This window comes from Klebsiella scottii (genome assembly GCF_036561945.1).
GTDB lineage: Bacteria > Pseudomonadota > Gammaproteobacteria > Enterobacterales > Enterobacteriaceae > Klebsiella > Klebsiella scottii.
This window is the reverse complement of sequence record NZ_JARXNI010000020.1, coordinates 1,914,009-1,940,751: the sequence shown is the minus strand read 5'-3', so window position 1 is coordinate 1,940,751 and position 26,743 is coordinate 1,914,009. Positions and strand designations below refer to the sequence as shown.

At 57.1% G+C, this 26,743-nt stretch carries 25 protein-coding genes; 8 read left to right on the top strand and 17 right to left on the bottom strand.

The features are described 5' to 3' along the window. Positions 1 to 255: 255 nt before the first annotated feature. Positions 256 to 2,928: an aconitate hydratase AcnA gene (gene acnA / locus QFI97_RS16760; RefSeq protein WP_346431635.1), complete on the top strand. Its 2,673-nt coding sequence runs from the start codon at positions 256 to 258 to the stop codon at positions 2,926 to 2,928. Between the two features lie 43 nt (positions 2,929 to 2,971). Here the strand turns inward: acnA and ribA are convergent, their stop codons facing one another. Next, positions 2,972 to 3,562 carry a GTP cyclohydrolase II gene (ribA, locus tag QFI97_RS16755; RefSeq protein WP_041145188.1) on the bottom strand — a complete coding sequence of 197 codons (591 nt, stop codon included), beginning with the start codon at positions 3,560 to 3,562 and terminating at the stop codon, positions 2,972 to 2,974. A 164-nt stretch (positions 3,563 to 3,726) separates the two neighbouring features. Between ribA and pgpB the strand changes: the two genes are divergently transcribed. The 5 genes from pgpB (at position 3,727) to yciH (ending at position 7,373) form a co-directional block, all read left to right on the top strand. After that, the gene (gene pgpB / locus QFI97_RS16750; RefSeq protein WP_095097069.1) at positions 3,727 to 4,494 is read left to right on the top strand and encodes a phosphatidylglycerophosphatase B; all 768 of its coding nucleotides are present in this window, start codon (positions 3,727 to 3,729) and stop codon (positions 4,492 to 4,494) included. Between the two features lie 135 nt (positions 4,495 to 4,629). Then, on the top strand, positions 4,630 to 4,938 hold the full coding sequence (locus QFI97_RS16745) for a LapA family protein (protein ID WP_346431634.1): 309 nt from the start codon (positions 4,630 to 4,632) through the stop codon (positions 4,936 to 4,938). Between the two features lie 6 nt (positions 4,939 to 4,944). Continuing rightward, positions 4,945 to 6,114: a lipopolysaccharide assembly protein LapB gene (lapB, locus tag QFI97_RS16740; RefSeq protein ID WP_095097072.1), complete on the top strand. Its 1,170-nt coding sequence runs from the start codon at positions 4,945 to 4,947 to the stop codon at positions 6,112 to 6,114. A gap of 195 nt (positions 6,115 to 6,309) precedes the next feature. Next, a complete protein-coding gene (pyrF, locus tag QFI97_RS16735; RefSeq protein WP_331835384.1) occupies positions 6,310 to 7,047 on the top strand; it encodes an orotidine-5'-phosphate decarboxylase in 738 nt (245 codons plus the stop codon). Beyond that, a complete protein-coding gene (gene yciH, locus QFI97_RS16730; RefSeq protein ID WP_346431633.1) occupies positions 7,047 to 7,373 on the top strand; it encodes a stress response translation initiation inhibitor YciH in 327 nt (108 codons plus the stop codon). Before pyrF ends, yciH begins: the two co-directional genes overlap by 1 nt. A 104-nt stretch (positions 7,374 to 7,477) precedes the next feature. Here the strand turns inward: yciH and osmB are convergent, their stop codons facing one another. The 7 genes from osmB to QFI97_RS16695 all read right to left on the bottom strand — a co-directional run bounded on the left by osmB (position 7,478) and on the right by QFI97_RS16695 (position 14,156). After that, positions 7,478 to 7,696 carry an osmotically-inducible lipoprotein OsmB gene (gene osmB, locus QFI97_RS16725; RefSeq protein WP_026612282.1) on the bottom strand — a complete coding sequence of 73 codons (219 nt, stop codon included), beginning with the start codon at positions 7,694 to 7,696 and terminating at the stop codon, positions 7,478 to 7,480. A gap of 283 nt (positions 7,697 to 7,979) precedes the next feature. Further along, positions 7,980 to 8,729: a DNA-binding transcriptional regulator YciT gene (yciT, locus tag QFI97_RS16720; protein ID WP_095097083.1), complete on the bottom strand. Its 750-nt coding sequence runs from the start codon at positions 8,727 to 8,729 to the stop codon at positions 7,980 to 7,982. Positions 8,730 to 8,801: 72 nt separating this feature from the next. Further along, positions 8,802 to 8,984: a YciZ family protein gene (locus tag QFI97_RS16715; protein ID WP_095097086.1), complete on the bottom strand. Its 183-nt coding sequence runs from the start codon at positions 8,982 to 8,984 to the stop codon at positions 8,802 to 8,804. 159 nt (positions 8,985 to 9,143) lie between these two features. Next, complete coding sequence (locus QFI97_RS16710) at positions 9,144 to 11,078, bottom strand: exoribonuclease II (protein WP_346431632.1); 1,935 nt, start codon at positions 11,076 to 11,078, stop codon at positions 9,144 to 9,146. Between the two features lie 80 nt (positions 11,079 to 11,158). After that, positions 11,159 to 12,316, bottom strand: a complete 1,158-nt coding sequence (locus QFI97_RS16705) for a CMD domain-containing protein (protein WP_346431631.1) — start codon at positions 12,314 to 12,316, stop codon at positions 11,159 to 11,161. 205 nt (positions 12,317 to 12,521) lie between these two features. Next, positions 12,522 to 13,310, bottom strand: a complete 789-nt coding sequence (fabI, locus tag QFI97_RS16700) for an enoyl-ACP reductase FabI (protein WP_045855073.1) — start codon at positions 13,308 to 13,310, stop codon at positions 12,522 to 12,524. Between the two features lie 297 nt (positions 13,311 to 13,607). Then, positions 13,608 to 14,156, bottom strand: a complete 549-nt coding sequence (locus QFI97_RS16695) for a HutD/Ves family protein (protein ID WP_346431630.1) — start codon at positions 14,154 to 14,156, stop codon at positions 13,608 to 13,610. Between the two features lie 308 nt (positions 14,157 to 14,464). Between QFI97_RS16695 and QFI97_RS16690 the strand changes: the two genes are divergently transcribed. Continuing rightward, positions 14,465 to 15,841 carry a purine-cytosine permease family protein gene (locus QFI97_RS16690; RefSeq protein WP_346432102.1) on the top strand — a complete coding sequence of 459 codons (1,377 nt, stop codon included), beginning with the start codon at positions 14,465 to 14,467 and terminating at the stop codon, positions 15,839 to 15,841. A gap of 72 nt (positions 15,842 to 15,913) precedes the next feature. On the opposite strand, the gene sapF is transcribed toward QFI97_RS16690, so the two are convergent. The 9 genes from sapF to QFI97_RS16645 all read right to left on the bottom strand — a co-directional run bounded on the left by sapF (position 15,914) and on the right by QFI97_RS16645 (position 25,802). Beyond that, positions 15,914 to 16,723: a peptide ABC transporter ATP-binding protein SapF gene (sapF, locus tag QFI97_RS16685; protein WP_095097098.1), complete on the bottom strand. Its 810-nt coding sequence runs from the start codon at positions 16,721 to 16,723 to the stop codon at positions 15,914 to 15,916. Between the two features lies 1 nt (position 16,724). Next, a complete protein-coding gene (gene sapD / locus QFI97_RS16680; protein WP_331835379.1) occupies positions 16,725 to 17,717 on the bottom strand; it encodes a putrescine export ABC transporter ATP-binding protein SapD in 993 nt (330 codons plus the stop codon). Then, positions 17,717 to 18,607: a putrescine export ABC transporter permease SapC gene (gene sapC / locus QFI97_RS16675; protein ID WP_095097104.1), complete on the bottom strand. Its 891-nt coding sequence runs from the start codon at positions 18,605 to 18,607 to the stop codon at positions 17,717 to 17,719. Before sapC ends, sapD begins: the two co-directional genes overlap by 1 nt. Further along, positions 18,594 to 19,559 (bottom strand): putrescine export ABC transporter permease SapB, encoded by a 966-nt coding sequence (gene sapB / locus QFI97_RS16670; RefSeq protein ID WP_095097107.1) that lies wholly within the window; start codon positions 19,557 to 19,559, stop codon positions 18,594 to 18,596. The genes sapC and sapB overlap by 14 nt, the downstream gene beginning before the upstream one ends. Next, positions 19,556 to 21,214, bottom strand: a complete 1,659-nt coding sequence (gene sapA / locus QFI97_RS16665; RefSeq protein WP_095097110.1) for an ABC transporter substrate-binding protein SapA — start codon at positions 21,212 to 21,214, stop codon at positions 19,556 to 19,558. The genes sapB and sapA overlap by 4 nt, the downstream gene beginning before the upstream one ends. A 551-nt stretch (positions 21,215 to 21,765) precedes the next feature. Beyond that, complete coding sequence (locus tag QFI97_RS16660) at positions 21,766 to 23,334, bottom strand: EAL domain-containing protein (protein ID WP_095097113.1); 1,569 nt, start codon at positions 23,332 to 23,334, stop codon at positions 21,766 to 21,768. A gap of 292 nt (positions 23,335 to 23,626) precedes the next feature. Next, positions 23,627 to 23,941, bottom strand: coding sequence for a PTS sugar transporter subunit IIB (locus tag QFI97_RS16655; RefSeq protein ID WP_095097116.1), 315 nt, complete (start codon positions 23,939 to 23,941; stop codon positions 23,627 to 23,629). A 501-nt stretch (positions 23,942 to 24,442) separates the two neighbouring features. Next, the gene (locus QFI97_RS16650; protein ID WP_095097122.1) at positions 24,443 to 24,730 is read right to left on the bottom strand and encodes a hypothetical protein; all 288 of its coding nucleotides are present in this window, start codon (positions 24,728 to 24,730) and stop codon (positions 24,443 to 24,445) included. A gap of 166 nt (positions 24,731 to 24,896) precedes the next feature. Further along, the gene (locus QFI97_RS16645) at positions 24,897 to 25,802 is read right to left on the bottom strand and encodes an SDR family oxidoreductase (RefSeq protein ID WP_346431629.1); all 906 of its coding nucleotides are present in this window, start codon (positions 25,800 to 25,802) and stop codon (positions 24,897 to 24,899) included. Positions 25,803 to 25,899: 97 nt separating this feature from the next. Here QFI97_RS16645 and QFI97_RS16640 point away from each other — a divergent pair, with 97 nt between their 5' ends. Beyond that, a complete protein-coding gene (locus tag QFI97_RS16640) occupies positions 25,900 to 26,742 on the top strand; it encodes a helix-turn-helix transcriptional regulator (protein ID WP_346431628.1) in 843 nt (280 codons plus the stop codon). Position 26,743: the final 1 nt, after the last annotated feature.

Genomic DNA, 26,743 nt, shown 5'->3' with positions numbered 1-26,743 from the left:
TCAGAGAACCGGCGATTAGTTCTTTTTCGCATTTCGCTCCTCAGAGCTCTTCCTGCTAATAATAATATCCCTCGCGATCTCATCTCTTTATAACCACAAAAAACCTGCTGTCTATTTTGGTGCAATATCTTTGTACGATTTCGCCGATTTTAGCAATTCGGGTTGTTATCAAAGTGTTATGCCTGGTATGTGTTATCTTTAATATTAACCCTGAGGAGCATCAGGGCATGCCATCCCTGAGATAAAGGAGGAGCTATGTCGTCAACCCTACGAGCAGCCAGTAAGGACGCGCTACAGGTCAATGATAAAACCTACCACTATTACAGCCTCGCGCTGGCCGCTAAAGAACTGGGCGATCTGACCCGTTTACCGAAATCGCTCAAAGTACTGCTGGAAAACCTGCTGCGCTGGCAGGACGGTGACTCGGTCACCGCAGAGGATATCCACGCGCTGGCAGCCTGGCTCAAGCAGGCCCACGCGGACCGGGAGATTGCCTATCGACCGGCGCGTGTACTGATGCAGGACTTCACCGGCGTGCCGGCGGTGGTGGATTTGGCCGCCATGCGCGAAGCGGTGAAACGCCTGGGAGGTGATACCGCTAAGGTTAACCCGCTTTCCCCCGTCGACCTGGTGATTGACCACTCGGTAACGGTGGACCGCTTTGGTAACGATGATGCGTTTGAAGAGAACGTTCGCCTGGAGATGGAGCGTAACCACGAGCGCTATGCTTTCCTGCGCTGGGGGCAGCAGGCGTTCAGCCGCTTTAGCGTGGTGCCGCCGGGTACCGGCATTTGCCACCAGGTCAACCTGGAGTATCTCGGCAAGGCCGTGTGGAGCGAAGAGCGCAACGGGGAGTGGTTTGCCTGGCCCGACACCCTGGTCGGCACCGACTCGCATACCACGATGATTAACGGCCTCGGCGTGCTCGGCTGGGGCGTCGGCGGCATTGAGGCCGAAGCGGCAATGTTAGGCCAGCCGGTATCGATGCTGATCCCCGACGTCGTCGGCTTTAAGCTGACCGGCAAGCTTCGTGAAGGGATCACCGCGACGGACCTGGTGCTGACCGTCACCCAGATGCTGCGCCAGCACGGCGTGGTGGGTAAATTTGTCGAGTTTTACGGCGACGGACTGGACTCACTGCCGCTGGCGGACAGGGCAACCATCGCCAATATGGCGCCGGAATACGGTGCAACCTGCGGCTTCTTTCCGATCGATGCGGTGACTCTCAGCTATATGCGCCTGAGCGGCCGTAGTGAAGAACAGGTCGCGTTAGTGGAAGCCTACGCCAAAGCGCAGGGAATGTGGCGGATGACCGGCGATGAGCCGGTATTTACCAGCACCCTGGCGCTCGATATGGGCTCGGTAGAAGCAAGTCTCGCCGGGCCGAAGCGTCCGCAGGACCGCGTCGCGTTAGGGGACGTGCCGAAAGCGTTTGCGGCCAGCACGGAGCTGGAGGTCAATCACGCGCAGAAAGACAAACGGTCGGTCGACTATACGCTGAACGGACAGCAATATTCGCTGCCGGACGGGGCGGTGGCCATCGCCGCCATTACCTCCTGTACCAACACCTCCAACCCCAGCGTACTGATGGCCGCCGGCCTGCTGGCGAAAAGGGCGGTTGAGCTCGGCCTGAAGCCGAAGCCGTGGGTCAAAGCGTCGTTGGCGCCGGGATCGAAGGTGGTTTCTGATTATCTTGCGCATGCGGGACTCACCCCTTATCTCGATACGCTGGGCTTTAATCTGGTGGGATATGGTTGCACCACCTGTATCGGTAACTCGGGTCCGCTACCGGAGCCGATTGAAGAAGCGATTAAAAAGGGCGATCTGACCGTAGGGGCGGTGCTCTCCGGGAACCGCAACTTCGAAGGGCGCATTCACCCGCTGGTGAAAACCAACTGGCTGGCCTCGCCGCCGCTGGTGGTGGCCTATGCGCTGGCCGGCAATATGAACGTCAACCTGACCCGCGATCCTCTGGGGGACGGCAAAGACGGTCAGCCGGTCTATCTGAAGGATATCTGGCCGAGCGGCCTGGAGATCGCGCAGGCGGTAGAGCAGGTTTCTACCGACATGTTCCATAAAGAGTATGCCGAGGTCTTTGAAGGTACGCCTGAATGGAAGGCTATCGACGTCGAGCGTTCAGATACCTATGACTGGCAGAGCGACTCAACCTACATCCGCCTGTCGCCGTTCTTCGATGAGATGGGCGTTGAGCCCAAACCGGTAGAGGATATTCGCGGCGCGCGAATTCTGGCGATGCTCGGCGACTCGGTGACCACGGATCATATTTCTCCTGCGGGAAGCATCAAGGCGGAAAGCCCCGCCGGGCGCTATCTGCAAAACCGCGGCGTTGAGCGTATCGATTTTAACTCCTACGGATCGCGACGCGGTAACCACGAGGTGATGATGCGCGGGACGTTCGCCAACATCCGTATTCGCAACGAAATGGTGCCCGGCGTTGAAGGCGGCATGACCCGACATCTGCCGGGCAGCGAGCCGGTGGCGATTTATGACGCGGCCATGCTCTATAAGGACGAAGGCACGCCGCTGGCGGTGGTTGCCGGGAAAGAGTACGGCTCCGGCTCCAGCCGCGACTGGGCGGCGAAGGGCCCGCGTCTGCTCGGCGTCCGGGTGGTGATCGCCGAATCCTTTGAACGTATTCACCGTTCTAACCTGATAGGCATGGGGATTTTGCCGCTGGAATTCCCGCAGGGCGTAACCCGCAAAACGCTGGGGCTAACCGGTGAAGAGCGGATTGATATCAGCCAGCTGCAGGCGCTAGAGCCCGGCGCAACGGTGCCGGTAACCCTAACGCGGGCGGACGGCAAGCAGGAGGTGATTGCCTGCCGCTGCCGTATCGATACCGCTACGGAGCTGACCTATTATCAGAATGACGGCATTCTGCACTATGTGATCCGCAATATGCTGTAAAAAAAGGGCCAGCAATCGCTGGCCCTGAATTAATGGTGCCGAATCAGTTATTCAGCAGATGCCCCATCTTGGCGGCCTTGGTATCCAGATAGTGGGCATTCTTCGGATTGCGTCCGACGATGAGCGGCACGCGCTCCACGATATTGATCCCGGCCTCGGTCAGAATTTCTACTTTTTTCGGGTTGTTGGTCAGCAGGCGGACGCGCTCGACGTTCAGCAGTTTGAACATATCAGCGCACAGCGTAAAGTCGCGCTCGTCGGCGGCAAAGCCGAGCTGATGGTTCGCTTCTACGGTGTCGTAGCCCTGATCCTGTAAGGCATAGGCGCGGATTTTGTTTAACAGACCAATGTTGCGGCCTTCCTGACGATGGTACAGCAGGATCCCGCGACCCTCTTCGGCGATATGCGACAGCGCCGCTTCCAGCTGAAAACCGCAATCACAACGCAGGCTGAAAAGGGCATCGCCCGTCAGACACTCAGAGTGTACGCGAGCCAGGACGGGCGCCTGGCCCGAAATATCGCCGAAAACCAGCGCGACGTGATCCTGCCCGGTTGCCAGTTCTTCAAAACCCACCATCAGGAAATCGCCCCAGGGGGTTGGCAGTTTGGCTTCTGCCACACGTTTAAGCTGCATGTGATTCTCCAGACTTTGTCAGCACCTGAATGTGCTTTCTGTTTGCCGCTATTTTGCCACAAGGCCGTAAGGTTCTCCTAATTACGCACTACTGCCTGCGCGTAAAGCGCACAAACGAACCACTTTCCGTTATGATAGTCGGCAGAAAGGATTAAGGAGATGAAATGCTGTCGATTGCCAGACGAACCGCCACCGGTGCGGCGCTATTAATGATTATGCCCGCAGTGGTTTGGCTAGCCGGCTGGAAGTGGCATCCGGAACTTCCGCAGCGGGGGTTAAAGCTGCTGTACTGGGTTACCGAAAGCGTGACTCAGCCGTGGGGCATCATCACCCATACGATACTTTGCGGCTGGTTCTTATGGTGCTTGCGATTTCGCCTGCGGGCGGCCGTGGTGCTGTTTATGATTCTGGCGGCGGCCATTTTGCTCGGGCAGGGCATTAAGTCCTGGATCAAAGGCCAGGTGCAGGAGCCGCGTCCCTTCGTCATCTGGCTGGAAAAAACGCAGCAGGTTCCGGTCGATCAATTCTACGCGTTAAAACGCAAAGAACGCGCTAAACTGGTGCATGAACAGCTGGTTCAGGAGCAGGGGATTCCTAAATTCTTACGTAAACACTGGCAGAAAGAGACCGGTTTTGCTTTTCCATCCGGACACACCATGTTTGCGGCCAGCTGGGCGCTGCTCGGCGTGGGGCTGCTGTGGCCGCGGCGTCGCCGGCTGACCATCGCGCTGCTGATGGTCTGGGCTACCGCGGTGATGGGGAGCCGGCTGGCGCTGGGAATGCACTGGCCGCAGGATTTGCTCGTCGCTACGCTTATCTCATGGCTGCTGGTGACGCTGGCCACCTGGCTGACTCAGCGGCTGTGCGGCCCGCTGACGCCGCCTGGGGAAGAGGCGCAGGATATTAAGAAACGGGCGCTAAAACAGGGCTAAAGTTGTTTTTCGCGCCATACGACCCCATATCCTGTCGTGGTGTCGTGCTTTTCCATTCCACCTCTGCAGCGAAAATGATACTTTATAGGGCTGAACGCGGGATTTTTTCGCGCAACCCACATAACGGGAAGTAGTGTGAAATATTTACTCATTTTCTTACTGGTACTCGCGATCTTCGTCATCTCCGTGACGCTGGGTGCGCAAAATGACCAACTGGTTACGTTCAACTATTTACTCGCACAGGGTGAATTCCGGATTTCAACGCTGCTGGCGGTTCTCTTTGCGGCAGGGTTTGCGATTGGCTGGCTGATTTGCGGCCTTTTCTGGCTGCGGGTTCGGGTTTCGTTGGCTCGCGCTGAGCGTAAAGTTAAGCGCCTTGAGCACCAGGTTGCGCCTGCGGGCGTAGCGCCAGTCGACGCAGGCACCCCTGCGGTGAAGGAATAATCGTTTATGCTGGAGTTGTTGTTTCTGCTTTTGCCCGTAGCCGCCGCGTACGGCTGGTACATGGGGCGCAGAAGTGCACAACAGTCCAAACAGGACGACGCTAGCCGCCTGTCGCGTGATTATGTGACCGGGGTTAACTTCCTGCTGAGTAATCAGCAGGATAAAGCCGTGGATCTGTTCCTCGATATGCTGAAAGAGGATACCGGCACCGTTGAAGCTCACCTGACCCTCGGCAACCTGTTCCGCTCCCGCGGCGAGGTTGACCGGGCGATCCGCATTCACCAAAGCCTGATGGAAAGCGCTTCGCTGACCTACGATCAGCGCCTGCTGGCCGTGCAGCAGCTGGGGCGCGACTATATGGCCGCCGGCCTGTACGACCGCGCGGAGGATATGTTCAAACAGCTGGTGGATGAAACCGACTTTCGCCTTAGCGCGCTGCAGCAGCTGCTGCAAATTTACCAGGCGACCAGCGACTGGCAGTCCGCCATTGATGTTGCCGAACGTCTGGTGAAGCTGGGCAAAGAGAAGCATCGCGGGGATATCGCCAACTTCTGGTGCGAGCTGGCGCTGCAGCAGATGGCGAACAGCGATATGGACAAGGCTATGTCGCTGTTGAAAAAAGGCGCCGCGGCCGATCGCAACAGCGCCCGGGTATCCATTATGATGGGCCGGGTGTGGATGGAAAAGGGTGATTATCCGAAGGCGGTCGAAAGCCTGGAGCGGGTGATCAATCAGGACAAAGAGCTGGTCGGCGAGACGCTCGAAATGCTCCAGACCTGCTACCAGCAGCTGGGCAAAATCGACGAGTGGGAAACGTTTCTGCGCCGCTGCGCCGATGAAAATACCGGCGCGACCGCCGAGCTGATGCTGGCGCAAATCCTCGAGCAGCGCGAGGGGATTGAAGCGGCGCAAAGCTACGTCACCCGTCAGCTGGAGCGCCATCCGACGATGCGCGTTTTCCACAAGCTGATGGACTACCATCTTAACGAAGCGGAAGAGGGGCGCGCGAAAGAGAGCCTCGGCGTGCTGCGCGATATGGTTGGCGAGCAGGTACGCAGCAAGCCGCGATACCGCTGCCAAAAATGCGGCTTTACCGCCCACACCCTCTACTGGCACTGCCCGTCCTGCCGATCGTGGTCCACCATCAAACCGATTCGCGGCCTTGACGGCCAGTAACATTTAAAAAAAGCCCCTCATTAGTTACAACATACTAATGGCTTTTTTAACCTTCCCACGGTTAAGCCATCGAACCGCCATCGTCGGGCAGGCGCTGAAACGCAGCCTGTTATTTTCCCCTTATCGCAGGTAGAATGCTGCCCGTTTACCTTTTTTGCGCCGAGCCCGGCGCCCATCAACAATTAAGGTCTGGTCATGACGTCTACTGCTACATCTTCTTCTCGCGTTGTCACATCCTCTCCCGTTGTTGTGGCTCTCGATTATGATAACCGCGATAAAGCGCTGGCGTTCGTCGACCGCATCGACCCGCGGGACTGCCGCCTTAAGGTCGGCAAAGAGATGTTTACGCTGTTTGGGCCGCAGTTTGTTCGCGATTTGCACCAGCGTAATTTCGAAGTTTTCCTCGATCTCAAGTTTCACGATATCCCTAACACCACCGCTCACGCCGTTGCGGCGGCGGCCGAACTTGGCGTCTGGATGGTCAACGTCCATGCCAGCGGCGGAGCGCGGATGATGACCGCGGCGCGTGAAGCTCTCCTGCCGTATGGCAAAGATGCCCCGCTGCTGATTGCCGTCACCGTGCTGACCAGCATGGAGGCCAGCGATTTGCAGGAGCTGGGGATCACGCTCTCTCCGGCCGACCATGCGGCAAAACTGGCGGCGTTGACCCAGCGCTGCGGCCTCGATGGCGTAGTCTGCTCGGCGCAGGAAGCGGCGCGTTTCAAACAGGAGCTGGGGCAGGCGTTTAAGCTGGTGACGCCCGGCATTCGCCCGCAGGGCAGCGATGCGGGTGACCAGCGCCGCATTATGACGCCGGAGCAGGCGCAGGCGGCCGGCGTGGACTATATGGTTATTGGCCGTCCGGTGACGCAGTCTGCCGACCCGGCGGCGACCTTACGCCAGATTAACGCATCGCTGAATATGGGGGCATAATGACCGATTCTAACAGCCGTCTGGTTTACTCGACGGAGAGCGGACGTATCGATGAGCCAAAGCGGGTTATTGAGCGCCCGAAAGGCGATGGCGTGGTGCGTATTCAGCGCCAGACCAGCGGCCGCAAAGGCAAAGGCGTATGCCTGATCGTCGGCATTGATGCGGATGATGAAGCGCTGGCGAAGCTGGCCGCTGAGCTGAAAAAGAAATGCGGCTGCGGCGGGTCGGTAAAAGAGGGGGTGATTGAAATTCAGGGCGACAAACGCGACCTGATAAAATCGCTGCTCGAAGCTAAGGGTATGAAGGTGAAGCTGGCCGGCGGCTGATAATAACAACAGGGCCACGGTAAATACCGTGGCCCTGATTTTTTTCCGATGCGTGAGTCAGCAAATCCGCGAGCAATTATTTTTTATTTGAACTGATTTAAAACTTATTTACCCACCTGGTGACCGATAATCCCGCCGACCGCTGCGCCGCCCAGGGTGCCCAGGGTGCTGCCGTCGGTTAATACCGCGCCGCCCAGTGCACCAGCGCCGGCGCCAATGGCGGTATTACGATCGCGTTTTGACCAGTGAGAACACGCGCTCAGGGACATTACCACTGTTACAGCCAGAACTGCCGCAGCCATTTTTTTGCTCATTGAAGTCATCATAATTTTCTCCTGAATAATCTATTCATGGATACAACTTCCTTTAAAGCATAGCGTGAACTATGAGTTAAGGGGTATTCCATGAAGTTTAGTTGCGCAGGTGTTACTTTAATCACGCGGGTGATAGTCACTTCCTGTTATATCGCTAACAATAATTCTACTTTCTTTAAATTTAACCGGCAGGTAAAAAGTCTGAATTGGGGGCTCGGAATACTCTCAGACGTGGCGCCACGCGGCCTGCGCCCACCTGGGTGGGCGACGGAGAAAGGGATCGCCGAGGGGATCAGGAGACGTTGACGATATCGACGGTTAAACCACTTTCAGCCAGCTGCTGGCGGGCGGTATCGTGCAGGTTGCTATCGGTAATGATGCGATTAAAGCGCCCAACCGGGCCGAGCGGGTAAGGGTGCACGACGCTAAATTTTGAACTGTCGCTCAGCACAATCGCCTCACAGCCTTTTTCCAGCACCGCGTTAACCACATCCGCGCGCATCATATCCCGTCCGGTAAAGCCGGTCTCAGGCTGCCAGCCGTCGATGCCAATGAACGCCTTGCTGAAATGGACCTGCTGAATAAACTGCCGGGTCAGCGGGCCGACCATGCTCTCGCTGCGTTTTTGATAGATCCCGCCGAGCAGAATCACTTCTCCCGGCGTCTCTTTCAGCAGGTGGGCGATATAGCTGCTGACGGTAATGATGGTGATATCCCCACGCTCGGCAAGCGTCCTGGCGAGCAGGGCGTTGCAGCTCCCGTTCTCGATAAACACCGTCTCGCCGGGAGAAACCAGCGTAGCGGCCCGCATAGCCAGCTCACGCTTAATGGCGAAATAGGTCATCATTCGCGTCTCTACGTCCTCGCTATCCAGCGGAACGGCAAAACCGTGGGTACGACGCAGATAGCTCTGCTTTTCCAGCAGATTTAAATCCTGACGAACGGTCACTTCAGAGACACCGGTCATCTTCGCGAGATCGGCCACGCTCATGCGGCCTTTATCGATGACCATTTGCAAAATACTTTGTTGTCGGGCGTTCATAGCAACATCACTGTTAGGGGGCTATTTTACGGGCAATCGACGCTGCGCGGTCGCTTGCGGCGCGAAGGGCTGTCAGATTTCCCAGGGGGCTTTCGGCTGACCGGGCTTGTTTTCCGGCTCATCGTTGGCAAGAGCCTGCAGCTCGGCCTTGAGAATCTCCAGATTATGAATCGCGGAGTGATAGTCTCCGGCAACCAGAATATCCAGCACGGTATCGATACGTTGGGCGAGCAGGCGGGCATTCAGATCAGACATAGTATTATCCTGGTTACAAAAGCGAATGAAATCAATGATGCAAAAAACGGATGCAAAAGAGAAGTGAAAAGATCGCACAACCTATCTCATCTGGAGATTTTTAGCGCAGGAGCGGGAAAACGAACGGCTCCCGGAGTCGGGAGCCGCTGAGGAGTGCTATCAGGCGAACGGACGGGCAATAACGCTGCGGGTTTCCATTCTGACTTCGGCAATTTTAACGTCGATAACGTCGGTCACCTTGTAGACGGTTTCACCCTTAATCTGCACGGTGCCGTTTTCCTGGCTGCAGACCAGCTCATCGCGGACGGCGTGCAGGAACGGCGCCGGGATAAAGGCTACAGCGCCGTTATCGACCAGGCGCACGCGCATGCCGCCGCGGCTGATATCGATAATTTCAGCCGCGAAGCGCGCATCGGTGCCGGCTTTCGGGCTCAGGTAACGCGCGTACAGCCAGTCGCCGACGTCGCGCTCTGCCATCCGGTTCAGACGACGGCGTTCCGCCATCTGCACCGCTACGTCATCCTGCGGACGCGCGATGGTTTCACCTTTAATAATTGCTTTCAGCAGGCGATGGTTAATCATATCGCCGTACTTACGAATCGGTGAGGTCCAGGTGGCGTAAGCTTCGAGGCCAAGGCCGAAGTGCGGGCCCGGTTCGGTGCTGATTTCGGCGTAGGACTGGAAGCGGCGGATGCGGCTGTCGAGGAAACCAGACGGCTGCGCGTCCAGCTCACGGCGCAGCTTGCAGAAGCCGTTAAGGGTCAGAACTTCCAGCGGATCGACGTGCACGTCATGGGTCTTCAGCAGCGCGGCCAGCTGTTCAGTATTTGCCGGATCAAATCCGGTATGGACGTTGTAAACGCCAAAGCCCAGCTTGTCGCGCAGCACGCGAGCGGCGCAGATGTTGGCGGCAATCATCGACTCTTCAACGATGCGGTTGGCGATACGGCGCGGCTCGGCAACGATATCCAGCACTTCGCCTTTCTCGCCCAGCACGAAGCGGTAGTCCGGACGGTCCTTAAACACCAGCGCATGGGTTTTACGCCATTCGCTGCGGCGCAGGCACACGTCCTGCAGCAGGGTAATCTGCTGAGCGATGGCTTCGCTTTCAGGCTGCCAGCTGCCGGTGTTTTCCAGCCAGTCGGAGACGTTGTCGTAGACCAGCTTCGCCTTCGACTCAATGGTGGCGGCGAAGAATTCAATATCGTCTTCAATCGTACCATCGGCCGAGAGGATCATGCGGCAGGCCAGCACCGGACGGATTTCGTTGGCGCGCAGCGAGCACAGGTCATCGGACAGTTCGCGCGGCAGCATCGGGATGTTAAAGCCCGGCAGGTAGTTGGTGAAGGCGCGAATTTTTGCCGCGTCGTCCAGCTTGCTGCCTTCGGCAATCCAGGCGGTCGGGTCGGCAATCGCTACGGTCAGGTGCAGCTTACCGTCAGCGGCGGCTTCCACATACAGCGCATCGTCCATATCCTGGGTGCTGGCGCTATCGATGGTCACGAACTCCAGCGCCGTCAGGTCGCGACGCTGCAGCCCTTCGTCCAGCATCTCGGTGGCCACGCCGTTTGGCGCTTCTTTTTCCAGATTATGGCGCGCCAGGGTGACCCACCACGGCACGAAGTGATCGTCGCTGAAGGTGATGAACTGGGTTAATTCAGCATAGAAGCCGCGATCGCCTTTCAGCGGATGACGGCGCATTTCGGCAACCGCCCAGTCACCCTCGCTAAAATCGTGGCTGACGCTGCGATCGGCGCGGCACGGAATGGCATCTTTCAGCAGCGGATGATCGGGAACGATAGACAGGCGATCGTCTTTTTTATGCACTTTACCGACGAAACGAGTCAGGAAAGGCTCAACCAACTCTTCCGGCTCCGCGCTTTCACGTTCTTTTTCGGTATGGACCACGGCGGTAATACGATCGCCATGCATCACTTTTTTCATTTGCGGCGGCGGAATGAAATAGCTTTTCTGCGAGTCAACTTCGAGGAAGCCAAAGCCTTTTTCCGTACCTTTAACGACCCCTTCAACGCGAGGAGTCTGAGAATGCAGTTGCTGTTTAAGCTGCGCTAGCAGCGGGTTGTCCTGAAACATAATTTGGTATTTTCGTGGCTAAAAGAGCGGCTGTCATTTTTACGCGATTATGCCTGTTGCAGCAAGCGCTGTTTGGCATTTTACGTCCGTTGATGAACATTGCCGAGGGCGATTTTCAGCCGGTTGATCCAGCCGCACAGCCCGCACCACGCCAGAATATCGATAACCTGCGTTCGGGAAAGCCCATATTCGGTGAGGGGAGTTAGCTGAGCCGCGCTGAAGCGGTCGGGAGAGCGGGTTAACAGCTGCGCCGCCAGATAAATTGCGCGTTCGGATTGATGCGTCTCGCCCCACGCCTGAAGCGCACGATCGTCATGGCGTAATGCGTCGGGAAACGCCTGGGAGCCGGTCCATGCTCGCTCCCAGGCGTTAAAACAGCTGACGCTGCCGTTGATCCGCGCCGCCATCAGCGCGACCAGCGGAGCAAAGGGCTGGTTTTCACTCAGCCGGGTCAGCAGCTCATCCTGGGCGTTGAGGATCGTATCGTCGACCGCCAGCAGCGGCGCCAGCTCGGCCAGGCCGGGGTGTCGCTGCCAGCCGATCAGCCGCGCCTGCCTCTCGTCGTTAGCATAGCGCAGGTCGCCATCGTTAACGTCGGCCAGCCAGTCGACGTCCGCGGCGGTAAAGCCTTCCGCCGGCGCATCTTCCTGCTGTGGCATTCCCGGCATCCAGCGTACCGGAAAGCCTAGCGTCGCCTGGAAGGTCGCGATTGCGCGGGCCTGGAAGCCCACGAAACCGATAATCTGGTTAATCAGGATAATATCGCGGCTGGTTAAGCCAACTTCGTCCAGCTGGCTGCGGGAGAGCGCGGTAATTACCGAGGGAGAGCCTGCCAGCTGGCGCGCAAATTGCGTAATTTGCGCCAGACGACGATTGCTCTCGCGCGATGAGTCCGGGCCCGGCAGCGGCGCCAGGCGCGCCGCGTAGTGGTTACATAGGCGCTGTACGCCATAGACCTGCGCGACGGTTAGCGCCGTGCTCAGACGATCGTAGGCGCTAAAGGTTTGCAGACGATTCACCGTCACTGACGTCGGAAAGAGCGCGTCGGCCAGACATCGCGCCGGAGCCAGCCAGCCCGCATGCGCGTGGAGCAGCTCTTCGGGCAACGTCAGGTCGAGTAAAAAGCGGTCTTCGACATAAGCGGCTTCAGGGACGAGCGGTAATACATCCACCGGGCAGATTGTTGACTGGGTTTCGTGATACCAGTGGTTTTTGCCATACACGCGGCGTTGCTCCATGGGCGTTCCTTGATCGATATGTGTCCGGCCGCACTTCAGTGGGCCATCTATGCATAACTATCCTGGCGTAACCCTGAAGCAGTAGAAAATATTGATACGTGCTAACAAATAGCTGATTGGAATAACAGAGGGGGAGAGATGTCGCGAAACGTCGTCAGTTGTCGCAGAGCAGGACCCTCCTCACGGCGTGAGGAGGGTAAAGAACTTATTTCAGTTCCAGCTCGTTCATGGCGGCGATGCTGAAACCGCCGTCCACGTGAACCACTTCGCCGGAGATGCCCGCAGAGAGGTTAGAGCACAGGAATGCTGCGCTGTTGCCGACGTCTTCGATGGTCACGGTACGACGAATCGGGGTGACGGCTTCGCAGTGAGCCAGCATTTTACGGAAATCTTTAATCCCGGATGCCGCCAGAGTACGGATTGGACCGGCAGAGATGGCGTTGACGCGCACGCCTTCCGGACCCATTGCGTTCGCCATGTAGCGCACGTTAGCTTCCAGAGACGCCTTAGCCAGGCCCATCACGTTGTAGTTAGGGATTGCGCGCTCTGCGCCGAGGTAGGAGAGCGTCAGCAGGGCGGAGCCCGGGTTCAGCATCTCGCGGCAGGCTTTCGCCATTGCCACAAAGCTGTAGGCGCTGATGTCGTGAGCGATTTTGAAACCTTCACGGGTTACCGCGTTAACGTAGTCACCGTCCAGCTGATCGGCCGGTGCGAAACCGATTGAGTGAACGAAACCGTCGAATTTCGGCCATACTTTGCTCAGTTCGGTGAACAGAGATTCAATGCTCTCATCTTCAGCCACGTCGCACGGCAGTACGATGTTGGAACCCAGTGCCGCAGCAAATTCTTCCACACGACCTTTCAGTTTGTCGTTCTGATAGGTGAACGCCAGTTCAGCCCCTTCACGGTGCATTGCTTGCGCAATACCGTAGGCGATGGACAGTTTGCTGGCAACGCCAGTCACCAGAATGCGCTTACCGGAAAGAAAACCCATAGCTTTAATCCTTATCGTTATTGCTTATTTTTACTTTAACAATCATGTGGTTAGTGTTGTTATTTCAAAATAACTCAAATTTAGCCGAGAATTATATCCCACTGACGACCCCCTGTGTCACGATATTTTTCAGCAATAGCCGACATCCAGCAGGCAATATCGGCGCCGCCGCTGGGTTCACGGGCGTCAACCTTCACGGTCGACGTCGGCGGCCTGTCGCATCCCTGTCATCGCGTACTCTCCAGTATATCACCGGATATCGCAGGCGTTTTGTGCCGTTCTCCAGGCTAAATGCGGCTAACGTACGCTAACGCTAACGCTAGCCAGCAGCAGCCTGGCATCGGCGGAGTGCGGGATCAGCTCCCCCGGAGGCGTCTCCTGCCACCAGATGCCGCTTTGGGCAGCATGCAGCTGCTCCCCCAGCCGCCAGCGTCCTTTCAGAACATACGCGATCCCCGTTGCGCCGGGCCGCTGTGCGGCGGACACCACGCTGACCTGCGCCGTGGCCCGGCTACGCTGGGTCATTATATTGAAGTCCAGCCCCGGCCGCGAAATCCCCTCGCTGGTCAGCGGCCATTCGCCGGCAAAGGCCCACGGTTCCCACAGCCTCAGGCGATGAGCAATATCATCGCCGCGCAGCCACAGCGAACCGCCGTCTAGCAGCGTTATCACCCGATCGACGCCCGGAAAGGGCGAAAACGGTCCGTCGTTCTGTAAGGTGGCGATACTGGCCCGCCAGAGAAACGGCGCATCGGGCGACGGCACGCTGACGATCTCTCGGGTTTCGCCGCCGCCGTTTTTCCACGGCGTGACGGGCAGGGAGGATAACTGAAAGGAGACGATCATCGGGATTCAGGCCTCTGATGGCTGGAGATTAGGGGGCGCGCATCGCACGCGTTTGGTCGCGATGAGATGTTTCTTTTTTGTATATTTCTCTCACACAAAATATTTACATCTTCATCACAAATTTATCATGTGCACGGTGCGTACTGTTGTCAATGCTTGTATATACATGACCTGTCATATATGCGGGCCTACGACAATGCGCGTAGATGCAAGAAACCGGGTCCTGGCAGTTGAAAACCGTTTATAGCGAGGAAACTATGTCTTCTTTTTCGTCAACAGATGGGCAGTCAAAAAGCAGTGAACGGAGCATAACGGAAACGCGCTCGATCGATTTTATCCCCGAAGGCGAGAGACATGGACATCCTTTCAGCCAGTTTACGCTCTGGTTTGGCGGCAATCTGCAAATTACCGCTATCGTTACCGGCGCGCTGGCCGTGGTGCTGGGCGGTGACGTGGTGTGGTCGCTGATTGGCCTGCTGCTGGGCCAGGTTCTTGGCGCGGCGGTGATGTCATTGCACGCCCTGCAGGGCCCGCGCCTGGGGCTGCCGCAGATGATTATCAGCCGCGCGCAGTTCGGCGTTTTTGGCGCGGTGGTTCCGCTGGTGCTGGTCTGCATTATGTACGTCGGCTTTTCCGCCAGCGGCACCGTACTTGCCGGGCAGGCGATGGCCAGGCTGCTGTCGGTCTCCAACGTCGCCGGTATGCTCTTGTTCAGCGCGATTATCATCGTCATTGCCGTGCTGGGCTATCGGGTGATCCATAAGCTGGGCAAAGTGGCGAGCATTGTCGGCGTGCTGGCGTTTGCCTATCTGTTTATTACGCTGCTGCTCGCCGCAGACCTGAAGGCTATCGCGCAAAATAGCCATTTCTCCCTGCCGATGTTCCTGCTGGCCGTGTCGCTGTCCTCGTCGTGGCAGATTGCATTTTGCCCGTACGTCTCCGACTACTCTCGCTATTTGCCGGGCAACGTGTCCGGCGCCAAAACCTTTTTCTACGTCTTCAGCGGCACGGTTCTTGGCACCCAGGCCTCAATGACGCTGGGGGTGCTGACGGCAGCCATTGCCGGCAGCGCTTTCCCCGGGCATGAGGTGAGCTTTATCGTGGGATTAGGCAAAAGCCAGGTGATGGCGATGGTTATCTACTTTGCCATCTGCTTCGGCAAAATCACCTTCACGACGCTGAATGCTTACGGCAGCTTTATGTCGCTGAGCACCATCGTTTCCGGTTTTCGCAGCCAGACGTCGTTATCGCAGAGATCGCGCATCATCTTCGTGGCGCTGATGGTGTCAATATCGTGCATTATCGCCCTGTTGAGCGAGCCGGCGTTCCTGAAGAACTTCACCCATTTCCTGCTGTTCCTGCTGGCATTCTTCGTTCCGTGGAGCGCGATTAGCCTGACCGATTACTATCTTATCTCTTCCGGCGCGGTGGATATTCCGGCCCTGTCTGACCCGAAAAAACGCTACGGCTACTGGAATAGCTACGCTATTACAATTTATGTGGTGGGGGTGCTTATCCAGCTGCCGTTTATTGAGAACCCGCTGTTCCACGGCTCTTTGACGTGGATATTTGCCGGTAACGACGTATCGTGGATTATCGGCTGGTTTGCCACCGGGCTGCTGTACTACTCGCTGCGGCGCTTTGACCGCCGGGTGCTGCCGGCGCAAACCATATTGCCGGACTGAGCGCGCGCCTCGCAGCGCAGATAAGCAACAGGCCCGGGTAGGGCGTCAGCCTTGCCCGGGCGATTGAAGGGATTATTTACCGTCTTTACGCCAGGCGTCAGCGGTCAGCGCTTCGCCAAAGTGGCCGGCGATCAGTCGCTTAGTCAGCTCATGCAGCGGCGAAGCCAGCACGTCGGCGGTGCTGCCGCGTTCCACCACTTCCCCCTGATGCATCACCAGAACCTGATCGCTTATATGCTTCATCATGCCTAAATGCTGGGTAACGTAGATATATGAAATACCCTGTTTTTCCTGCAGCTCCAGCATCAGGTTGATCAGCTGCGAACGCATCGACATATCCAGCGACGCCAGCGCCTCATCGCAGATAATGACCTTAGGCCGCAGGATCAGCGCGCGGGCAAGGCCAAGACGCTGTTTTTGCCCCGGGGCCAGCATATGCGGGTAGTAGCTGACGTGGTCCGGCAGCAGGCCGACCATCCGCAGCGTCTCAATAATCTGCTTCTGCCGCGCCTCCGGTTCGAGCCCGGTATTCAGACGCAGCGGGAAGTCGAGGATCTGCGAAATACGCTGCCGCGGGTTCAGCGAGGTTGACGGGTCCTGGAAAATCATGCGGATACGCTGGCTGCGGAAGGAGTAGTCGCCAAATGCCAGCGGACGGTCGTCAATCAGCAGCTCGCCCGAGCTGGGTTCAACCATGCCGGCCAGCATTTTCGCCAGCGTGGATTTCCCCGAGCCGTTCTCGCCGATGATCGCCAGGGTCTGCCGTTCGCGCAGCGTAAAGCTCAGGGGCTTAACCGCTTCCACCGTCTGACGACGGAACCAGCCGGTACGATAGCGAAAGGTCTTACTTAGATTGCGGACTTCCAGCAATGTTTCGACCATTTCACTCTTTCTCCATGTTCAGCGGGAAATGACAGGCGTACAGATGCGCCCGCGCGCCGGTCAGCCGCGGGGCTTCGATGCATTTGCGCTGGGCGTACGGACAGCGCGGCCCGAGGCGGCAGCCGATCGGCAGCTGCTCCAGCAGCGGAATGGCCCCCGGCATGGTATTCAGGCGGCTTTTGTGCGGCAGCGCGCTGCCAAAATCAGGGATCGCGCGGATTAACGCCTGGGTGTAGGGGTGATGAGGCGTGGTTACCAGCTCTTCGCTCGGCGCGGATTCCACGGTCTGCCCGCAGTACATGACGTTGATTCTGTTCGCCCATTTGCTCAGCATCTGCAGATCGTGGCTGATCAGCAAAATAGTGGTGCTGTTGTTCTGATTCAGTCGCGTCAGCAGGCGGATGATTTGCGCCTGGGTGGTGGGTTCCATCGCGTTAGTCGGCTCATCGGCGATCAGCAGACGCGGCTGGTTGGCAAGGGCGATGGCGATCATCACCTTCTGACACTCCCCGTCGGTTAATTCGTAGGGGAAACTGCGCATCGTGTCCTTATGATCCTTAATCCCCACGCGATGCAGCAGCTCTATCGCCCGACGTTTACGCCAGCCCAGACGCTGCCACCAGCGGCCTTTAAAGGTCCAGCCGGGAATGTTCTGCATCAACTGCTGGCCGATACGTTCCGAAGGGTCGAGACAGGACTGCGGCTCCTGAAAAATCATCGACACGTTGTGGCCAATCAGCTTGCGACGCTCGCGGCCGGAGAGCCGCAGCAGGTCGATATCATCGAAGCGCATGCGGTCGGCGGTGACCCGCCAGTTGTCTTTGGTTACGCCGCATATCGCCTTGGCAATCAGGCTCTTACCGGAGCCTGATTCGCCTACCAGGCCGCGAATTTCTCCTTCGTTCAGGGTCAGGCTGACGCGATCGACGGCTTTGACCCAGCCCTCGTTGGTTTTGAATTCGATGGTTAAATTGCGAATATCGAGTAACGGCATTATTCCACCCCGGCGATAATTGCGCGGCGGATACCGTCGCCCAGCAGGTTGACCAGCAGGACGCTAATCATAATGGCTGCGCCCGGCAGCATCACCGTCCACGGAGCCACGTAGATCAGCTCCAGCGCGTCGCCGAGCATCGCGCCCCATTCCGGAGAGGGAAGCTGCGCGCCGAGGTCGAGAAAGCCCAGCGCGGCAATATCAAGAATCGCCATCGACAGCGCGCGGGTAATCTCGGTCACCAGTCCGGAGGCGATATTGGGCAGGACCGCGAACCAGAGAATATTCAGCGTTGAGGCGCCGTCGAGCCGGGCGGCAATGACGTACTCTTTTTCCAGCTCGTCATGCACCATGCTATAGACCGAACGCACGATGCGCGGCAGCAGCGCCAGCCAGACGGCGAACATGGCGTGGCTCAGATGCGGTCCGGCAAAGGCGACGACGATAATGGCCAGCAGCAGCGAGGGAATTGACAGCAGGGTATCGAGAACATGGTTCAGCATCGCCGACAGCAGGCCGTGGGTTGACCCGGCAATCACGCCGAGCACCAGGCCAAACAACGAGGCGCCGAAGGTGACGACGAACGCGCCGCCTACGGTGGGCGCCGCGCCGCTAAGCAGACGGCTCAGGACGTCGCGGCCAAGATCGTCGGTGCCGAGAAAGAACGAAACCTCGCCGTAGCGCGACCATGAGGGCGGCAGCAGCTGATAGCCGAGGAACTGCTGATCGATGCCGTAAGGGGCAAACCAGCTGCCGAAGATGCACAGCAGCAGCAGCCCGCCGCAGCCGTACAGGCCGATCATGGCGCTGGTGTCGCCGTAGAATTTGCGCCAGACGGTGCGCAGCGCCCCCGGGGGGCGTTTCTCCAGGTAAACGCTATCGTAGGGCATACCATTCCTTATGTTTCAGAGGGTTAGCCATAGCTCCCAGAATATCGGATAGCACGTTCACGGTAATGACCAGCGCGCCGATGACCATCACGCCCGCCGAAATGGCGGCGTAATCCTGCTGACGAATGGCGTTGATCAGCCAGCGGCCCAGCCCCGGCCAGCTGAACACCATTTCGGTGATCATCGCCAGCGTCAGCATGGTGGCAAACTGCAGCCCCAGGCGCGGAATAACCGGCGGCAGGGCGTTATGCAGCACGTGGCGATGTAAAATCGTCCGCCGCGAAACCCCGCGGGTGGCGGCGGCCTTGACGTAGTTAGTGTCATACACTTCGCTGGTGCTGATGCGCATCAGGCGAATCACTTCGGTGGTTGGCGCAACGGCGAGGGTCAGAACCGGCAGCACCATATGGCGTACGGCGCTGACGATCATTTCATGACGCCACGGCGAATCGGAAAGCCACGCGTCGATGAGCGCAAACCCGGTCACCGTTTTGACCTCGTAGAGCAGATCGAAACGCCCGGATACCGGGAACCAGCCCAGCGTCAGGGAGAAGAACAGCGTCAGCAGCAGCGCCAGCCAGAAAACCGGAATCGAAAAGCCGAGCAGCGCCAGGGCGCTAATCAGGGTGTCGGGCCATTTGTTACGCATAATGCCGGCAAGCATACCGACGGGGATACCCACCAGCAGCGCAAAGCCAAAGGCGAGAATGCACAGCTCCATGGTGGCCGGAAAGACCTCTTTGAGCTGCTGTGAAATCAGCTGGCCGTTGATGCTGGAGACCCCGAAATCCCAGTGCAGCAGCCCGGTGAACCAGAACCGCCAGGCGTTCCACAGCGACGCGCCCTGTAGCGGAGCGTGCGGCGTAAAGTAGCTCAGGCTGAAGCCGACGAAGGTCAGAAAAAAGAGCGTGACCAGCAGTAACAGCAGGCGTCGCAGGGTAAAAATGATCATGGTTTTTTCACCTCATCTTTTTTCACGTCGTCTTTTTTCTCCCGCGAGACGCCGGCAAAGGACGCGTTACCGAACGGGCTCAGGATCAAACCTTTCATATCATAGCGGTAGGCCTGTAAACGCAGCGACGAGGCGAGCGGCAGCACCGGCAGTTCGCGGGCGAGAATATGCTGCGCCTCTTTATAGGCTTCAATACGCGAAGCCAGCTGCTGGGAGGTTAACGCCTTTTGCAGCACCTCGTCGAACTCACGGTTGCACCAGTGGGCGAAGTTGGTCTGCGAGGCAATGGCCGCGCAGCTCAGCAGAGGACGGAAAAAACTGTCCGGATCGTTACTGTCCGTTGCCCAGCCGGAAAGGGTCAGATCGTGGTTCATATCCATCAGCCTCGCCTCCTGAAAACGGCCCTCAACCGGAACAATGATCACCTTCACGCCGATCTGCGCCATATCGGCCTGAATCAGCTCGGCGGTTTTCAGCGGGCTGGGGTTCCAGGCCTGCGAGCTGGTGGGAACCCACAGCCGAAGCGTGAGATTTTCCAGCCCCAGCGCTTTTAGCTGGGCGCGGGCGGCGGTCGGGTTGTACTCGGTTATCTTCGCTTCGTTATCGTAGGCCCAGGAGGCGCGGGGCAGCATCGACGCGGCGGTTTCCGCGGTGCCGTAATAGATAGATTGCATCAGACGCTGGTTATTGATTGCCAGCGCCAGGGCATGGCGAACCTGCGGATTATCCAGCGGCGGCTTGGCGGTATTGAACGCCAGCCAGGCGATATTCATCCCCGGACGCAGGGTCAGGCGCAGGCGAGGGTCGTCGCGCAGAATAGTCAGCTGGCTGGCGGCGGGCCAGGCCAGCACGTCGCACTCGCCGGTCAGCAGCTTCGACAGGCGGCCGGTGCCGCCGGAACCCAGATCGACCACCACCTGCGGCATTAGCGGTTTGCCGCGCCAGTAGCCGGGGTGACGCTGCAGGCGAACGTACTGGCCCGCGCGATACTCTTCCAGCTGGAATGGCCCGGTGCCAACCGGCTGGCGGTCGAGCTGCTCCTGACGATCGCTTTTGGTTAGCTGGGCGGCATACTCTGCGGACATAACGGATGCATAGTGGGTTGCCAGGTGCCAGAGGAACGAGGCGTCCGGGCGTTTCAGGCGGAATTCGACGGTTTGGTTATCGAGCTTGCGTAAGCTCTCCACGCTGTCGGCGAACTGCAGGCTGTCGAAATAGGGGAAACTGCTGCCGTTGACGTTATGCCACGGGTGGTCGCGATTAAAAATACGGCTGAAGGTGAAAATGACATCATCGGCGTTAAAGGCGCGACCGGGCTTAAACCATGACGTCGTCTGGAAAGGCACGTGGCTGCGCAGATGGAAGCGGTAGGTGGCGCCGTTGTCCAGCACCTCCCAGCTTTCGGCCAGCTCAGGCACCAGACGGTAGGTATAGGGGTCAACATCGAGCAGACGATCGTAGAGCTGGGCTGCCAGCGTATCGACAATCAGGCCGCTGCTGACTTTCTGCGGGTTAAAGGTATTAACCTGGCCGCTAACGCAGTAGACAAAGCCGCTATCGCGAATATCGGCGTGATCAGGCAGCGCGGGGGCGGCAATGGCCTGCCCACACAGCATAGATACGGCTGCCAGTAGAGAGCATAGTTTCAGGCGCATAGTGGTTTTATGATTTCAGAGCAACGCTCTGTCTTATTAATATTCAATGACATTTCTCATCACCTTTATCGTCCTGAGACGTCGTTAGCCGCTGTGCCTGGCGGTGAACCGCTCAACGCTCTGGCCCGATCCTGACCGCGCCGGGTTTCACCTTGAGTATATCCCGGAAACCACCCTGGCATTCTCATTCCGGGGCAGGACGACGATAAAAAAGGGTTCAGCATCAGCAGTAAAGAGCCCGGCGGGCGGACGTGCGCCTGGCCAGATAAGGCGGTCGGTTTCATCTTTTGCTCTGTTGCGGGCCAGCTACGGGTCAAAACGCAGAGTGCTGGCGTATTTTTGGACACATTCAGGTTCTTTAAATTTTCATGCGAAGCATGGCGGGTCATCCGCTCTGGTTACGCCAACGGCAAATGCCGAAAAATATAAGGCGCTTAAGTTCAGGGTGCGCCGGGCGCAGCCTTGTCTGGTGAGACATGGTATCTTTTTCTTGCTAACTTCTCCAGTTAGCAACGACTTAGGGTTTTGATGGGCCGACCGCGAACGGGATTTTATTGCGCCGGATCGGGCGCCTGCGGATTGCTGGCGGTGGATAAATATCTCTTCAGTTCGCCGGCGCTCATGGGTTTGGCGTAATACCACCCCTGAACGTAGGCCTGCGGTATCCGCCGTTGAAGAAAGCGTTTTTGATGTTCTTTCTCTACGCCTTCGAAGATAACCTGATTGTGCATATTGCTAAGCAGCGTGATGATGTTATTGAGCAAGACGGAATTAATAGAGTCAGTACCAATCGACTCCGTAATGGTGCGATCGACTTTTATTTTATCCACCTCCAGTTTTGATAACCAGTCGAGGTTGGAATAACCGGTACCAAAGTCATCAAGCGCAATCTGATAACCCGCGGCGCGGAAGTGGGCAATTTTCTCCCGTAAGCTGGCAAGGTTTGCCGTCTGCCTCTCGGTTAACTCCAAAGCGATCAGCTGCGCAGGAATATTAAACTTTTGGCTAACGATATCGAGATGGTCTTTAAAGGATTTAGAGAACAGGTCGGAGGAATTGACGTTAATACTCAGGTAGATTTTGTGGTTATTGATAATGTCATGCAGTTCGCTAATTGACTGTTTGACAACATAGCTACTGATTTGGTTAATAACGCCTCGTTTCTCCGCTAAGGGAATAAATACATCCGGGGGAATAATACCCAGCTCATTATCTTTCCAGCGTATTAACGCTTCCACGCCCACCGTCTCTCCGCGATCCAGCGAGACTATCGGTTGATACTCGATGCTGAACCGCTCGTTGCGCAGCGCGAACTGGAGTCTGGTGAGGAGCGAGCTTTTTTTGCGGATGTAGAGGTTAATGCTGATAGAGAGCAGTACGCCAATCAGCGTCGATAGCAGCAGTACGGCGGCCTTTATTGCCCACGGGATATCTTTAATGCCGTGTGGGGACATGCCGGACACCACGCAAAGATCGTACTCCTTGCTGCAAAGTTTAGATAAGGAGTATTTTTTATAATGGCCGCTACCGTGCTCCGTGTCATGCACCGCCGCGGTCTCATTGCCGATAAAGAAGATGTGCTGGCTGTGATCGTAGTTGCCCACGATGGCGCTGATGCTTTTGTTTTCCGGGTCGGAGGTGAAGCGATTGAAAATGAACGGCGAAACGGTGATGGCGAGGTTGCCTTTGGCATAAATGCTGGCTTTGAATTGCTGGTTTATCGCTTTATCGAGATACCATGTTCCGCCGCCATAGCTAATTTCGGCGGGGGTGTCGGCAATATTTTCTGCCGGCGAAAAGGTTCCCCACAGCGCGGAACAGCGCATGCTTTTACCGTCGATGTACGCAATATCTTTCAGCAGCGATTTAGACCATAAAAGCGCCCTGATGCTGCTTAAATAATCTGCAGAACAGGGTGGGCTTTGCGATATTCGATCCTTATCAGCATAAATTTCGTCGATTTGTTTAATGACTAAAATGCTTCTTGATAATATATTTTTAGAATATTGTTCGGTTTTATTTTTATCAAAGGTGTAAAGCGCCAGTTTTGCGCTGAGATAGCCAATAAATAAACAGGAGACAATGCACAGAATGGCGATCTTCTTTTCTTTTATGCTCATTTTTCCACCGTGCGATGTTGTGCCAGGTTCCCTGAAATATGCTGCAGGCGCTATGAGTATAATTGCCCGTGGACGCGAAAGACACCTCCCTTTTTATTAGGGGGCGGCTGGCAGGGCGGCAGTGGCGATCCGCCGCAGGAGAGCATGTTTGCATAGATAAGGCCTGGGAGCAGGGAAAGAAAGCGCAGAGGCTATGCCGATTGCACCGCCGACGGGCGTGACGCTAAATCGGTGCGGATCGCATATCCACTGTCAATCCGCACGGCGTCGCGTATACAAAGCTACGGCGATATTAGAAAAGTGATTGCGGCATATGGGCGATGGCAAACTTCAGGACCTTTTCACCATCAAAAGATGCATAAGGTAAGCTCTCAATAACGGCAATTTCCTGATGATGGTTCAGCGCGTTGGTGAATTCTTTTATTTTATATTGAATGTGAGGAGCGACCAGCACGCAGTCATATGCGGGGGCTACGCTAGGGTAATTCTCAATACCCACGGCGCTAATTAACAGATCCAGATTCTGCGTATCGGCTATTTTTTGCATTCTTTTCGCTAAAATACCCGCCGTTTCGCCAAACAAGCAACATATCAGTAACTTTTTCACGGTTTAACCCTCTATGAAGTCCCGTGTTTACCTTATTACGCTGTTGGCGGCGAAAATGCGTTAGCCATCAATTTTTTGGCTAACGCTTAATCTCTTTACAGGAACTCGCAGACTGCGCCAGGCAGGTGCTAAAAATGGCGCAGGTTGGCTCATTCAGGAAACGACTTTCTTACGTGAAACCACGAAACGATCGTTGTTTCGGGTCAGTTTGGTTCCGTTTGTGCAGTACTCCATAGCAAAGTTAAAAAACGCATCAGAGTCGAGCTCAAAATCGAGCTCGATTTTAATGGGTTCACCGGACTTTAGAAGCTGTTCTGCTTGTTCTAAACTGCTGGCTTTAATTATTCCCACAACTGCACCTCGTCTTAGCTTTGGTGGCGTCCGAGCCCTGTTATACACCCTAAACCTTACAAACATACGACAATCGTCTTTTTTATTTGTATTTTTTTTAGCCGATCGTCGCCGAAGGGCGTGAGGTCAGAAGGCGGTAAAAAAGTCGGGTCAGTCCAGCGGCAGCAGCCGATTATAGCGTCCGATATACTCTCCAGGGGTGATTTCTAACTCGGCGCCGTCGTGATGAATGGCGACGAAGGTGCGCAGCACCAGCCCGCTTCGTTTCTCGGTAATTTTCCAGCCCTGCTGGTGATAAGCGTCGCGGGTTGAGCGAATACACAGATCCGAGAAGATCATCATCACGGAGAGCGCAGGCGAGCGATGGCTTTTCATCGTATGGGTCAAGCTGACATGCGCCGCATAGCGACTAAGGGTATGAATGTTAACCGGAATCATGTGCGTTTTCAGTCCATTGAAAGATGATGGCGCAGATGATAGTTCACATTAGAACATCTTACCAGTTACAAATCGTTAACCGATTTCGCTCGCGCTTTGGAACCGCGAGCATGCCGGCGGCCGGGAAGGGCCGCCGGCATGCGGTAAAGCGGGAAGGCGATAGCGCTTATCGTGACGTTGTCACGCTGCGGTAATCCATATTATGCAGATCGTCAAGCAGCGTTGGGCCCTGCGGATGCCAGTCGAGCTGCTGGCGGGTAAGGGCGGAAGTGGCGCGTAAATCCATATTGGCAAAAGCGGAAAACCAGCCGAAATGCGCCGCAGATTGTTCGGCGGCTAACGATTTAAGCGGAATGCCCAGCTTTTCCGCCACCACTTCGGCAATCAGCCTTGAAGCCACCGCCTCCTCATCAACGGCATGATAGCGCCGGCCTTTTTCACCTTGCTCCAGCACCCGCAGATACAGCCGGGCCACATCGTTAAGATGCGCCGCCGACCAGCAGTTATTTCCGTCGCCGACGATCGCCGCGACTCCTTTTTCGGCGGCAAGCTGAATGTAGTACGTCAGCAGCCCCTGGCGGGTAGTGTCATGGACCTGCGGCAGGCGCACTACCCGCACGTCCACGCCGGCTTCCAGCAGCTGGTTTCCGGCGATCTCTGAGGCCACGCGCGGGTTTGGGTGTCCGGGATTGAAGTTCGCCTCGCTCGCCGGCTGCCCGTCGTCGCCATCGCCCATAGCGGTGCCTGAAGTGATAATCAATGGACAGTGACGGCCCGCCAGCGCGTTGCCGATGGCGAGAATGACGCGGCGGTCTTTTTCGCAGTTGGCGACAAAGCGGCTGAAATCATGATCAAAGGCGGTGTGGATCACCGCATCGGCAGCGCTAACCGCCGCCAGCAGCGTTTCGGGATCGTCCAGCGTGCCGTACTGGACGTCAGCGCCGGCGGCCTTCAGCGCGGCGGCGCTGGCGTCAGAGCGCGCGAGGCCGATGACCTGATGTCCGGCCGCCTGTAGTTCCGTGAGAATACGCGAGCCGATAAAACCGGTCGCGCCGGTGAGAAAAATTCGCATGATCTACCTCCAGAATGAGTATCCAGGCTATGGTAGTCTTAACGGGATACTATAAAAGTAGGGACATTATCAGGGTATAAATACTAACAGGCTAACTATGACCGACACCTCAACCCAGGCACTGGGCGAATTTTTGCGGGCGCGACGTTTACGCCTCGATCCGACCGCGTTCGGCTTTCCGGCCGGTCGGCGACGTACGCCCGGACTGCGGCGGGAAGAGGTCGCCCAGCTCGCTAGTATTAGCCCGACCTGGTACACCTGGCTGGAGCAGGGGCGCGGAGGCGCGCCGTCCCGGGAAGTGCTGAGCCGCATTGCCGGTGGGCTAAGGCTGACGACGCCGGAGCGCGATCACCTGTTTATTCTGGCATTCGGGCATTTGCCGGAGTCCCGGTTGATCGTCAGCGACGATATTACGCCGCGCCTACAGCGCGTGCTCGATGTACTCCACGTTCCGGCCATCATCAAAACGGCGACCTGGGACGTCATTGCGTGGAACCACGCCGCGGCCTGCATCCTGACCGACTACGGGCAGCTGCCGCTGGCCGAGCGTAATATTCTGCGCCGGCTGTTTACCAATCCTCAGGCCCGCGGCGCGCTGGAGGAGTGGCACGCCGTCGCCCGACTTATCGTCAGCGCCTTTCGCGCCGACGTCGCGCGGGTCGGCGCCTCGCCGGACACCGATCGGCTGATTGCCGAGCTTTCCCGCCAAAGCCAGGAGTTTGACGCATACTGGCGGAGTAATGATGTCGCCGGGCACGGTGAAGGATTTAAGCGCATGCACCACCCGCAGATAGGGATGATTGAGCTGGAGTTCTCTACCTTTAGCGTCGAAGGGCGCGCGGATCTGAACATGATGGTTTTCAACCCGGCCAGCGAAGAGAGCCGGATTAAAATCGACGCCCGGATCAAGGAGCAGAGGCTGCAGGCAGAAAACCGATAGG

Bases quoted from the DNA above. Each gene is read 5' to 3' on its own strand.
- acnA (WP_346431635.1), top strand. From the start codon at position 256: ATGTCGTCAACCCTACGAGCAGCCAGTAAGGACGCGCTACAGGTCAAT.
- ribA (WP_041145188.1), bottom strand. From the start codon at position 3,562: ATGCAGCTTAAACGTGTGGCAGAAGCCAAACTGCCAACCCCCTGGGGC.
- pgpB (WP_095097069.1), top strand. From the start codon at position 3,727: ATGCTGTCGATTGCCAGACGAACCGCCACCGGTGCGGCGCTATTAATG.
- lapB (WP_095097072.1), top strand. From the start codon at position 4,945: ATGCTGGAGTTGTTGTTTCTGCTTTTGCCCGTAGCCGCCGCGTACGGC.
- pyrF (WP_331835384.1), top strand. From the start codon at position 6,310: ATGACGTCTACTGCTACATCTTCTTCTCGCGTTGTCACATCCTCTCCC.
- yciH (WP_346431633.1), top strand. From the start codon at position 7,047: ATGACCGATTCTAACAGCCGTCTGGTTTACTCGACGGAGAGCGGACGT.
- osmB (WP_026612282.1), bottom strand. From the start codon at position 7,696: ATGACTTCAATGAGCAAAAAAATGGCTGCGGCAGTTCTGGCTGTAACA.
- yciT (WP_095097083.1), bottom strand. From the start codon at position 8,729: ATGAACGCCCGACAACAAAGTATTTTGCAAATGGTCATCGATAAAGGC.
- QFI97_RS16715 (WP_095097086.1), bottom strand. From the start codon at position 8,984: ATGTCTGATCTGAATGCCCGCCTGCTCGCCCAACGTATCGATACCGTG.
- QFI97_RS16710 (WP_346431632.1), bottom strand. From the start codon at position 11,078: ATGTTTCAGGACAACCCGCTGCTAGCGCAGCTTAAACAGCAACTGCAT.
- QFI97_RS16705 (WP_346431631.1), bottom strand. From the start codon at position 12,316: ATGGAGCAACGCCGCGTGTATGGCAAAAACCACTGGTATCACGAAACC.
- fabI (WP_045855073.1), bottom strand. From the start codon at position 13,310: ATGGGTTTTCTTTCCGGTAAGCGCATTCTGGTGACTGGCGTTGCCAGC.
- QFI97_RS16695 (WP_346431630.1), bottom strand. From the start codon at position 14,156: ATGATCGTCTCCTTTCAGTTATCCTCCCTGCCCGTCACGCCGTGGAAA.
- sapF (WP_095097098.1), bottom strand. From the start codon at position 16,723: ATGGTCGAAACATTGCTGGAAGTCCGCAATCTAAGTAAGACCTTTCGC.
- sapD (WP_331835379.1), bottom strand. From the start codon at position 17,717: ATGCCGTTACTCGATATTCGCAATTTAACCATCGAATTCAAAACCAAC.
- sapC (WP_095097104.1), bottom strand. From the start codon at position 18,607: ATGCCCTACGATAGCGTTTACCTGGAGAAACGCCCCCCGGGGGCGCTG.
- sapB (WP_095097107.1), bottom strand. From the start codon at position 19,559: ATGATCATTTTTACCCTGCGACGCCTGCTGTTACTGCTGGTCACGCTC.
- sapA (WP_095097110.1), bottom strand. From the start codon at position 21,214: ATGCGCCTGAAACTATGCTCTCTACTGGCAGCCGTATCTATGCTGTGT.
- QFI97_RS16660 (WP_095097113.1), bottom strand. From the start codon at position 23,334: ATGAGCATAAAAGAAAAGAAGATCGCCATTCTGTGCATTGTCTCCTGT.
- QFI97_RS16650 (WP_095097122.1), bottom strand. From the start codon at position 24,730: ATGATTCCGGTTAACATTCATACCCTTAGTCGCTATGCGGCGCATGTC.
- QFI97_RS16645 (WP_346431629.1), bottom strand. From the start codon at position 25,802: ATGCGAATTTTTCTCACCGGCGCGACCGGTTTTATCGGCTCGCGTATT.
- QFI97_RS16640 (WP_346431628.1), top strand. From the start codon at position 25,900: ATGACCGACACCTCAACCCAGGCACTGGGCGAATTTTTGCGGGCGCGA.